A 10,266-nucleotide genomic window follows, 5' to 3' on the forward strand; every position below is an offset into this window, starting at 1 on the left:
CGCCTTCTCAGCCAGTTTGTCGCTTTTGCTGAGAAGGCGGGAGAGGGCGTTAGTCCTCGAAATACCAGTACCCGCTGTTCACGAGTGCTGCAATCATCGCAAGGAATGACGGGTCTTCCAGCGCATCACCAAACATTTCTGCTTTCAGTGTGATATTGCTCGCCAGGGCTTCAAGCGCCGGGCGGTGCGGGCTGTCAATCTTCTCGCCGTTAACGTACACCTCGTCGGCAATACGCAGCACGCGCAAACCACCTAAACGCGTGATGCCATCGCCTTGTTTCAGGGCGTCGTAAATCTCGTCAGGCTGATACGGTGGCTCCGGTGGTGCAACGTCAAGTTCATGGCGTGACTGGGAAACAAACTCACCGAACCAGGTTTTAAAATGCTCTGGCTGGTTAATCAGCTCCAGCATCATGTCGCGTAACTTATCCATTTCCTGCGGCAGTACATCAGCAGGGTGCTGGCGTGCTGGTACGTCAGGATCGGTATAACGCTGGCTACCCAGTTCACGTTGCAGCACGTAATCAGCAAAACCGCTGATTAACTCGCGGCCGCTTGGCGCACGAAAACCGACAGAGTAGTTCATCGAGTTTTCCAGCGAGTAACCTTCGTGCGGGAAACCTGGTGGGATATAGATAATGTCGCCCGGCTCTAACTCTTCGTCGATGATGGCGTCGAACGGCTCAACTTGCAGCAGGTCAGGGTGCGGACAGTGTTGTTTCAGGGCGACTTTTTCCCCGACACGCCAGCGGCGGCGGCCAACGCCCTGAATGATAAACACGTCGTACTGGTCGAAATGCGGGCCAACGCCACCGCCAGGCACCGAGAAAGAGATCATCAGATCGTCAATTCGCCAGTCCGGGAGTGCACGGAACGGGCGCATCAAGCGTGCACTTTGTTCATGCCAGTGGTTAACGGCCTGAACCAGTAAAGACCAGTTGTTTTCGCCCAGGTGATCATAGCTCTGGAACGGGCCGTGGCTGACTTGCCATTTGCCGTCGTTATGGCTCACCAGGCGGCTATCCACCTCGTTTTCCATGGCCAGGCCTGCGAGTTCGTCCGGGGAGATAGGGTCGATGAAGTTTTTGAAGCCACGTTTTAGAACCACCGGGCGTTTCTGCCAGTAGTTCGCGATGAAATCGGGCCAGTTTAGGTCGAGTTGATAGTCCATATTATTATCCGGCAGGTGAAGGAGCCTGCCGAGGATTATAACGGATGGGACCCGGCGTTACGGGAGTATTTTTAATCTTCTTCTCGGTCTGGACGCTGGCGCGCAAAAATCACTTCCATACGTGCGCCACCCAGCTCGCAACTTGAGGCCTGAATCTCACCGTCGTATTGTTCCACGATTTCCCGGGCGACCGATAAACCCACGCCCTGGCCCGGTCGTAAGGTATCAGCGCGTTGCCCGCGGTCAAATACCATGCTGCGTTTGCTCTCCGGGATCCCCGGTCCGTCGTCATCAACAATTAAATGCAGCGTGTCATCCAACTGGCGGCCTGAGATCTCAACAAATTCAAGGCAGTATTTACAGGCGTTATCCAGCACATTGCCCATCACTTCCATAAAGTCATTTTTCTCACCGACAAAGGTGATTTCCGGTGATATATCCAGCGTGATATTCACCCCTTTGCGTTGATAAACCTTATTGAGTGCGGAACAAAGGCTGTCGAGCAATGGCGCAACCGGATGAAGTTCACGGCTGATAAGCGCACTGTCGCCGCGCATGCTGGCGCGATGCAGGTAATAGCCAATTTGCTGCGAGATACGGCTGATTTGTTCCAGCATCAACGGTTCTGCTTCTTCGATATTCAGCTTCTTCGTGCGCATCGAACGCAGAGTACTTTGCAATACCGCCAGCGGTGTCTTCAGGCTGTGCGTTAAGTCGGTAAGGGTGGTGCGGTATTTGTCGTAACGGTCGCGTTCCGTGCGCAGCAGGCGGTTGAGGTTGCGCACCAGACTGGTCAGCTCGCGTGTGGTTTCTGGGTTCAGGCTGTCGCGGTCATGTTTTTCCAGCTCTCGCACTTCTTTTGCCAGTTCTTCGATGGGGCGCAAGCTCCAGCGGGCGGCGACCCAAAGCAGCGGTATAACTAACAACAGGTTGGCGAGGAACACGCAGGTAAACAAACTCCAGACCGTATATGAGCGTTTTAGCTCGATAGGAATGGTGTCGACAACCACAATGGTTAAGGCGGGCATTTTGCCCATCGCCGGGTATTTGTTGACTGCAACGGAGTGGCTGACTTCATCGCTATAGTCGCCATCGTAAAAATCTTTTAGCTGGTTCTGGAGATTTTGGTCGTTGCCCAATAAGTCATGGCTGGTATCAAAATTGGCTTCCAGGTCGTGAAAACCATCGGCGGTGAGCCACTCTTGTTTAATTTGTTGCGCGACATGCGGCAAGTCACGCTGAGCCCACATCAGCTTGCCTTTATCATCGTAGATAAGGGCCATGGTCGGCGTTTTCAGGTTCAGGTTTTCGGGAAGAACGACATTTATGTGGCCGTTTTCATAGGTCGCAAGGGTGTAAAACAGGTTGCTTTCGCCGCGCAGCAAACGGAAAGTCGTTTTATCAAAACTGATGTTGTAACCCACCAACGCCACCACGCCATAGGCTAGCGACAGCACCAAAACCACGGCGGCGGTCGCCAGTAAAAAGCGAACCCGTAACGATAACGGTAGAAAATGTCGGCTAAATTTCATGATTAACGCAGATCGAAACGGTAGCCCTGACCGCGCACTGTGGTGATGGCTTCATGTGGATATTCAGCCAGGATCTTTTTACGCAGGCGGCCCATCAATACATCAATCGTGTGGCTTTCGCGCAGCTCGGCATCAGGGTAAAGCTGAAGCATGAGCGAGTCCTTGCTCACCACTTTGCCATTATTGCGAATCAGCGTTTCCATGATGGTGTATTCAAATGCGGTCAGCTTGATTAGGCTGTCATTGATAAGCAACTCGCGACGTGACAAATCGACCTGGAACGGTGGCAGTGAAATGACCTGGGAAGCCAGACCGCTGTTGCGGCGCATTAGCACCTGCATACGCGCGACCACTTCTTCGAGGTGAAACGGTTTGGTCACGTAATCATCGGCACCTGCACCGAGCACTTCGACTTTGTCCTGCCAGCCTTCACGCGCAGTCAGTACCAGAATAGGTATCGTCACGTCGTGGCTGCGCCAGCGGCGGATTAGACTCAGGCCGTCTTCATCGGGCAGGCCCAAATCGACAATGGCAATATCAGGGGTATGTTCATTCAGGAAATAGTCGGCTTCTTTGGCATCTTCCGCGGCATCAACTTGATGACCGGCTTCACGCAACTGAACCTGGAGATGGTGGCGTAACAGAGCATTATCTTCCACAACGAGTACACGCATTCTATTTTCCCAGTATATAAATGGCTTTGATAGTTTAACGCTAATTATCAAGGAGGGGGCATAAACCATGCGTAAACAGGCGGGGAGGAAAAAACGCCACCGCGAAGGGTAGCGTTTGGGGGTATTATTTTAACTCATCAACCATCGTAATGGCGCGGCCAATATAGTTAGCCGGGGTCATTGCTTTCAAGCGAGTTTTTTCGTCTTCTGGCAGCTCAAGGCTGTCGATGAACTGTTTCATGCCTTCAGCATCAACACGTTTACCGCGCGTCAGCTCTTTGAGCTTCTCGTACGGCTTCTCAATACCGTAACGGCGCATCACAGTCTGAATGGGCTCAGCCAACACTTCCCAGTTGAGATCCAGCTCTGCCAGCAGGCGGTCGCGGTTCACTTCCAGTTTGCTTACGCCTTTCAGGGTGGATTGATATGCAATCAGCGCATAGCCAATACCCACGCCGAGGTTACGCAGCACGGTGGAGTCAGTCAGGTCGCGCTGCCAGCGTGAAACAGGCAGTTTGCTCGCCAGGTGTTGCAGCATCGCGTTAGACAGACCCAGGTTGCCTTCGGAGTTTTCGAAGTCGATTGGGTTAACTTTGTGCGGCATGGTAGAAGAACCAATTTCGCCGGCAATCGTTTTCTGCTTGAAGTGGTTCAGCGCGATGTAACCCCAGACGTCACGATCGAAGTCGATCAGAATGGTGTTAAAGCGTGCGATGCAGTCAAACAGCTCAGCGATGTAATCGTGCGGCTCGATTTGCGTGGTGTACGGGTTCCACTGGATGCCCAGTGAAGTGACGAACTCTTCACTGAACTGGTGCCAGTCAACTTCCGGGTAGGCAACCATGTGCGCGTTATAGTTACCCACTGCACCGTTGATTTTGCCCAGAATGTCCACTTTCTCTAACTGACGGAACTGGCGCTCCATGCGGTACGCCACGTTCGCCATCTCTTTACCCATTGTTGATGGGGTGGCTGGCTGGCCGTGGGTACGGGAAAGCAGAGGAATATCACGATACTGAACCGACAGATCTTTCACCGCATCGATCACTTTGCGCCAGTACGGCAGCACCACGTCCTGGCGTGCAGTTTGCAGCATCAACGCGTGGGACAGGTTGTTGATATCTTCAGAAGTACAGGCGAAGTGAATAAATTCAGATACCGCATGCAGGGCAGGAACGGCTTCAACTTTTTCTTTCAGGAAATACTCAACCGCTTTTACGTCGTGATTGGTGGTGCGTTCAATGGTTTTGATGCGTGCGGCATCTTCTTCACTAAACTCAGCAACAATTTTATCAAGGTAACCGATTGCGTCTGCGTCAAAAGCAGGAACTTCCTTGATCGCTGCGTGCGTGGCCAGTTTTTGCAGCCAACGTACTTCGACTTGTACGCGGAATTTCAGCAAACCAAATTCGCTGAAAATAGCGCGCAGAGCGCTGACTTTGTCGCCGTAACGTCCATCAACGGGGGAAACGGCGGTCAGTGAGGATAATTCCATAAGTTACAACTCCAGAGAGGTTAACATTGAGCAAGAATTTGTTTGGCCTGAGCACACAGGCGACTACGAGAAAACATTAACTGCAAGCGGCCACCGCCAACTTGATGCCACAACACGGCGGCACGAATACCGGCCAATAATGAGGCGCGAACTTTGCTCTGCACCTGCGGGCTTTGCAGCACAGCAGGGGAGCCGGTGACCTGAATACGTGGGCCTAATGGGCTAATCACATCGACATAAATCCCGGCCATGGCGCTAAGCAGCGTTTCGGACTCGAGATCAAAATGATCAAGCTGGCGCTGTAACCCGGCAATGCTTGAGCCAAGTTTGTCCATTGCGCCTTTGCTGCCGTGAAGTTTACGTTCGAGCACCATCAGGCTTAATGTGTAGCGCGTCAGCTCAGCATTTAAACCCTGGCGATTACTGGCGTTCAGCACGCCCAGCAAGGTTTCCAGACCGAGTTTAAGGTTAGCTTCGTTGCCACCAAACACATCCAGTGTGGAGCCTGGGTTTTGATCGATAACGCTGTTCAACGAAACATGAAGTGCCTCGTTATCACAATGCCCCTGATGAGCCAATTGCTGAACCAGACGGGCAGACTGGCAGATCCCAGCCAGTGCGATAGTGATGTCATAGTAATTTTTGGCCACGGCGCTTCTTCCTTGCTGACAATTTTTAAACAGTGAGCGGCAGACGCTGCTCAATCACACCACCACCAAGACACACTTCACCCAGATAAAACACGGCAGACTGGCCAGGGGTGACGGCGGCAACAGGTTCATCAAAACGCACTTCAATGCGATCGGCATCCAGCGGCGTAATCGTACAAGGTAGATCAGTCTGGCGATAACGGGTTTTCACGGTGCATTTCAGCGGCTCAGTTAAGGTTTCACGATCAACCCAATGCAGCTGCTGCGCAATCAAACCCACGGACATAAGACGCGGGTGCTCGTGACCCTGGGCGACCACCAGAATATTGTTCTCAACGTCTTTATCGACGGTGTACCACGGCTCTTCGCTACCGTCTTTGGTGCCACCAATGCCCAGACCTTTACGCTGGCCCAAAGTGTGGTACATCAACCCCTGATGCTGACCAATGGTTTCACCATCAACGGTGACAATTTTACCGGGTTGTGCAGGCAGGTAGCGGCCAAGGAATTCGCGGAATTTGCGCTCGCCGATAAAGCAGATACCGGTGGAGTCTTTTTTCTTCGCGGTGATCAAATCTAACTCTTCAGCAATGCGGCGAACTTCTGGTTTTTCCAGCTCCCCGACCGGGAACAGGCTTTGTGCGATTTGCTCGTGCCCCAGTGTATAAAGGAAGTAGCTCTGATCTTTGTTGCTGTCTAAGCCGCGCAACAGGCGACTTTTACCGTCCACATCTTCGCGACGCACGTAGTGACCGGTAGCGATGTAATCGGCACCTAAATCTTCGGCGGCAAATTCGAGGAAGGCTTTAAATTTGATTTCTTTGTTGCACAGAATGTCCGGGTTGGGTGTGCGCCCGGCTTTGTACTCTTCCAGGAAGTGTTCAAACACGTTATCCCAGTATTCTGCGGCAAAGTTTACGGTGTGCAGTTCAATGCCGAGTTTGTCACAAACGGCTTGTGCATCCGCTAAATCCGCGGCCGCTGTGCAGTACTCCTCGCCATCATCCTCTTCCCAGTTCTTCATGAACAGGCCTTCCACCTTGTAACCTTGTTGTTGCAACAGGTAAGCGGAAACGGAGGAATCGACACCGCCGGACATACCGACGATCACTTTTTTCTGGCTGTTATCAGACATGGAGTAACTCACGACATTGAACTTAAGGCGGCGTATTCTATCACGCATCCCCGCAGCTATCACCCCTAACTAAACGGCCAGTTAAACGCCGCCAGCATGCTGAGCGGATAACGTTCCGCGCGTTGATAACAACGAATGCTTTCGGCCACTAACGGCGAGCGTAAATTATCAGCGTTAACAATTTGTTGTGCATCCAACCATAAGCAACGATCAATGTCGCTATCGTGTGGTGTTGTGGCGAGTTGCTCATCGAGATCAATGGAGAACAGAAAACGCAGAAAAGGGGTTTTATCCGGCGCTATCCATTGGTGCATGCGGATAAAGGTTTGCGGCTGCGCACAAATACCGGTTTCTTCATATAATTCGCGCGTAGCGGCTTCTACCAGCGTTTCGTCAGCTTCCAGGTGCCCGGCAGGCTGATTCCACGTGGCTTTGCCATTGATTGTTTCTTCAACAACCAAAAATTTCCCTTGTGCCTGAACGACGCAGGCGACGGTAACGTGCGGTTTAAACATAAGTTTCTCTCGATTAGCTGAATGATACATATCATTATCAATAAATGATCTGGATCACACTTTTTTCTTGTGACCTATACTAAGTGAGATTTTTTAAATCATCACGAGGGTACCATCATGCAGCTTACCACGCGTATTATGCCGCAACAGAAACGTATCGCTTTAGTGGCTCACGATCCTTGTAAACCCGACCTGCTGAACTGGGCGATTGATAACCAGTCCGCTCTTGAACAACACACTATCTATGCAACCGGCACCACCGGAAATTTATTGCAGGCACACACTCGGTTATCCGTTCTGGCGCTGATGAGTGGTTCGATAGGGGGCGACCAACAGTTAGGATATTTGATTGCGTCAGGCCAGATAGATGTGCTGATTTTCTTCTGGGACCCACTGAGTGCGGTGCCACACCACTCAGACGTGAAAGCCCTGATGCGGCTGGCAACGGCCTGGAACATCCCGATTGCCAGCAACGCATGTAGCGCCAATTTCTTGATTCATTCATCGCTCTTTGAGCAGGCGCTGGAAATCACCGTACCTGATAGCGATGCTTTCCTCAGTAGCCGGGTTTCTCATGTCACGCAGCACGGCGTGCACACTCAAAACCTTTTATAGCGAGTCCATCGGGATTTCGCGCCATTCACCCGGCGCTAAATCAGCCAGTTCCAGCGTCCCCATCGCATAACGAACCAGGCGCAGAGTCGGGTAACCAACATGCGCCGTCATTCTACGTACCTGACGGTTACGCCCTTCATACAAAGTGATTTTCAACCAACTGGTCGGAATGGCTTTACGTTCCCGAATCGGTGGGTTGCGCGCCCATATCCAGGATGGCTCGTCGACTAATTCCGCACCGGCTGGCAGAGTAGGGCCATCATTGAGCGTCACGCCATTGCGCAAAGATCCCAGTGCCTCTTCGGTCGGTTCACCTTCAACCTGCACGAAATAAACTTTACCGGTACGTTTACCAGGCTCCGTCAGTTTTGCCTGCAATGCGCCGTCATTGGTTAACACCAGCAACCCTTCGCTATCTCGATCCAGACGGCCTGCGGCGTAAATTCCTTGTAACGGTATGTAATCTTTTAACGTGCTACGGCCGGATTCATCGGTGAATTGCGGTAGCACATCGTAGGGTTTATTGAAGATAACCAGCCGCTTCGGTCCATCAACAGGCTTTTTTTTGACAGGACGTCGCGTGCTGAATCGTTCAACTTGGTGATTTCTAAAAGAAGTTTTATTCATAGTGTTTTCAGATGTTAGGTATTAACGCATTATAACGGAAATCACCAGTGATTGGCGCGGGCCTGATATTCAAGTAGTATTGACACGCACATTACAAATCATTAACAAAAAGAAGCGCTCGAAGGAGAAGGTTAATGGAAAGCAAAGTAGTTGTTCCGGCGGAAGGTAAAAAGATCACCCTGCAAGATGGCAAACTGAATGTTCCTCACAACCCAATCATTCCTTTCATTGAAGGTGATGGTATCGGTGTGGACGTGACGCCAGCTATGATTAAAGTGGTTGATGCCGCCGTGCAGAAGGCCTACAAAGGCGAGCGGAAAATTTCCTGGATGGAAATCTATACCGGCGAAAAATCTACCCAACTTTATGGCCAGGATGTCTGGCTGCCAGAAGAAACTCTGGACCTGATTCGTGATTACCGTGTGGCGATTAAAGGGCCACTGACCACGCCAGTTGGCGGCGGCATTCGTTCCCTGAACGTTGCTCTGCGTCAGCAACTTGACCTGTACGTGTGCCTGCGTCCGGTGCGTTACTACCAGGGCACGCCAAGCCCGGTTAAACACCCAGAGCTGACCAACATGGTTATCTTCCGTGAGAACTCTGAAGATATTTATGCGGGCATCGAGTGGAAGGCTGACAGCGCAGAAGCTGAAAAAGTCATCAAATTCCTGCGTGATGAAATGGGCGTAACGAAAATTCGTTTCCCGGAACATTGCGGTATCGGCATCAAGCCTTGCTCAGAAGAAGGCACCAAACGCCTGGTTCGTGCAGCCATCGAATACGCAATCACAAACGACCGTGATTCTGTGACTCTGGTTCACAAAGGCAACATCATGAAATTCACCGAAGGTGCTTTCAAAGACTGGGGCTACCAACTGGCGCGTGAAGAATTCGGCGGAGAGCTGATCGATGGCGGTCCATGGGTGAAACTGAAAAACCCTAACACCGGCAAAGAGATTATCGTTAAAGACGTGATTGCTGATGCATTCTTGCAACAGATCCTGCTGCGTCCTGCTGAATATGACGTAATCGCATGTATGAACCTGAACGGTGACTACATCTCCGACGCCCTGGCTGCTCAGGTTGGCGGTATCGGTATCGCACCAGGCGCTAATATCGGTGACGAATGCGCACTGTTCGAAGCCACCCACGGCACCGCACCAAAATATGCAGGCCAGGATAAAGTGAACCCAGGTTCTATCATCCTGTCCGCAGAGATGATGCTCCGTCATATGGAATGGTTCGAAGCGGCTGACTTAATTGTTAAAGGTATGGAAGGCGCGATTAACGCGAAAACCGTAACTTACGATTTCGAACGCCTGATGCCTGAAGCTAAGCTGCTGAAATGTTCAGAGTTTGGCGACGCGATGATCGAACATATGTAATTAGCGATACTGCTGATTTCAAAGCGGGAGCCTGGTGCTCCCGTTTTTTATGCCTTCCTAAAATCTCTTCCCCAAAAAAACGATTTTTTAAGCCATTTTAACCTCAACTATTGCTCAGTCTTTACCCGGATCATCACTGGATTTATCGGTCATTTTTCTGGAGCGGTGAGCAACTTCGTGGTTCAGGATGCTTTTGCCGTTGCTGATGCCAGTAGTACGTTGACGGAGCAATATCCAGCTCATGACAGACTGGCCCGACCCCGTATTAACCGCTCAGATTTTCCAGAAGCGGCATTATTTTTTCCAGTGGCGGTCGAGCTCCGCAGTGTCTCGGGAGTGCAACCGATATTGGGGGCAATAGAGCAGATAGTGGCCTATTGTGAGTGGTAGGTGTTCAGGTTTTCCAGAATTATGCGAACAGCTCTGACACCCTTCAGGGGAAAATCGGTTATGTTTTGTCATCCTGG

Annotated in this window: 10 protein-coding genes, 1 pseudogene and 1 other annotated feature; of the genes and pseudogenes, 2 read left to right on the forward strand and 9 right to left on the reverse strand. The window is 51.4% G+C overall.

The genetic code is table 11. The features are described from left to right. Positions 1-49: 49 nt before the first annotated feature. From M975_RS05140 to M975_RS05170, 7 genes are all read right to left on the reverse strand, one after another. On the reverse strand, positions 50-1,171 hold the full coding sequence (locus M975_RS05140; protein WP_064557793.1) for a ribosomal protein uL16 3-hydroxylase: 1,122 nt from the start codon (positions 1,169-1,171) through the stop codon (positions 50-52). Between the two features lie 71 nt (positions 1,172-1,242). Further along, the gene (phoQ, locus tag M975_RS05145; RefSeq protein WP_064557794.1) at positions 1,243-2,706 is read right to left on the reverse strand and encodes a two-component system sensor histidine kinase PhoQ; all 1,464 of its coding nucleotides are present in this window, start codon (positions 2,704-2,706) and stop codon (positions 1,243-1,245) included. Beyond that, positions 2,706-3,377 (reverse strand): two-component system response regulator PhoP, encoded by a 672-nt coding sequence (gene phoP / locus M975_RS05150; protein WP_064557795.1) that lies wholly within the window; start codon positions 3,375-3,377, stop codon positions 2,706-2,708. Before phoP ends, phoQ begins: the two co-directional genes overlap by 1 nt. Positions 3,378-3,501: 124 nt before the next feature. After that, complete coding sequence (gene purB / locus M975_RS05155) at positions 3,502-4,872, reverse strand: adenylosuccinate lyase (protein WP_064557796.1); 1,371 nt, start codon at positions 4,870-4,872, stop codon at positions 3,502-3,504. Between the two features lie 20 nt (positions 4,873-4,892). Beyond that, entirely contained in the window at positions 4,893-5,522 is a 630-nt protein-coding gene (hflD, locus tag M975_RS05160; RefSeq protein WP_064557797.1) for a high frequency lysogenization protein HflD, read from the reverse strand. A 25-nt stretch (positions 5,523-5,547) separates the two neighbouring features. After that, positions 5,548-6,657 carry a tRNA 2-thiouridine(34) synthase MnmA gene (gene mnmA / locus M975_RS05165; protein WP_064557798.1) on the reverse strand — a complete coding sequence of 370 codons (1,110 nt, stop codon included), beginning with the start codon at positions 6,655-6,657 and terminating at the stop codon, positions 5,548-5,550. A 65-nt stretch (positions 6,658-6,722) separates the two neighbouring features. Then, complete coding sequence (locus tag M975_RS05170; RefSeq protein WP_064557799.1) at positions 6,723-7,172, reverse strand: NUDIX hydrolase; 450 nt, start codon at positions 7,170-7,172, stop codon at positions 6,723-6,725. Positions 7,173-7,289: 117 nt separating this feature from the next. Here M975_RS05170 and M975_RS05175 point away from each other — a divergent pair, with 117 nt between their 5' ends. Next, a complete protein-coding gene (locus M975_RS05175; protein WP_064557800.1) occupies positions 7,290-7,787 on the forward strand; it encodes a methylglyoxal synthase in 498 nt (165 codons plus the stop codon). On the opposite strand, the gene rluE is transcribed toward M975_RS05175, so the two are convergent. After that, complete coding sequence (rluE, locus tag M975_RS05180; protein WP_064557801.1) at positions 7,782-8,414, reverse strand: 23S rRNA pseudouridine(2457) synthase RluE; 633 nt, start codon at positions 8,412-8,414, stop codon at positions 7,782-7,784. The genes M975_RS05175 and rluE overlap by 6 nt on opposite strands. Before the next feature lie 134 nt (positions 8,415-8,548). On the opposite strand from rluE, the gene icd reads away from it, so the two are divergent. Further along, a complete protein-coding gene (icd, locus tag M975_RS05185) occupies positions 8,549-9,799 on the forward strand; it encodes an NADP-dependent isocitrate dehydrogenase (protein ID WP_064557802.1) in 1,251 nt (416 codons plus the stop codon). A gap of 172 nt (positions 9,800-9,971) precedes the next feature. Here icd and M975_RS23310 read toward each other — a convergent pair. Next, positions 9,972-10,261: pseudogene (locus tag M975_RS23310) on the reverse strand (IS3 family transposase); the annotation flags it as partial. Beyond that, positions 10,023-10,132, reverse strand: a sequence feature (AL1L pseudoknot). Its footprint overlaps the pseudogene before it by 110 nt. Positions 10,262-10,266 lie beyond the last annotated feature (5 nt).

It is taken from the genome of Buttiauxella brennerae ATCC 51605 (genome assembly GCF_001654925.1).
GTDB lineage: Bacteria > Pseudomonadota > Gammaproteobacteria > Enterobacterales > Enterobacteriaceae > Buttiauxella > Buttiauxella brennerae.

Coding starts and splice junctions, on each gene's coding strand:
- M975_RS05140 (WP_064557793.1), bottom strand. CDS start 1,171: ATGGACTATCAACTCGACCTAAACTGGCCCGATTTCATCGCGAACTAC.
- phoP (WP_064557795.1), bottom strand. CDS start 3,377: ATGCGTGTACTCGTTGTGGAAGATAATGCTCTGTTACGCCACCATCTC.
- purB (WP_064557796.1), bottom strand. CDS start 4,872: ATGGAATTATCCTCACTGACCGCCGTTTCCCCCGTTGATGGACGTTAC.
- mnmA (WP_064557798.1), bottom strand. CDS start 6,657: ATGTCTGATAACAGCCAGAAAAAAGTGATCGTCGGTATGTCCGGCGGT.
- M975_RS05170 (WP_064557799.1), bottom strand. CDS start 7,172: ATGTTTAAACCGCACGTTACCGTCGCCTGCGTCGTTCAGGCACAAGGG.
- M975_RS05175 (WP_064557800.1), top strand. CDS start 7,290: ATGCAGCTTACCACGCGTATTATGCCGCAACAGAAACGTATCGCTTTA.
- rluE (WP_064557801.1), bottom strand. CDS start 8,414: ATGAATAAAACTTCTTTTAGAAATCACCAAGTTGAACGATTCAGCACG.
- icd (WP_064557802.1), top strand. CDS start 8,549: ATGGAAAGCAAAGTAGTTGTTCCGGCGGAAGGTAAAAAGATCACCCTG.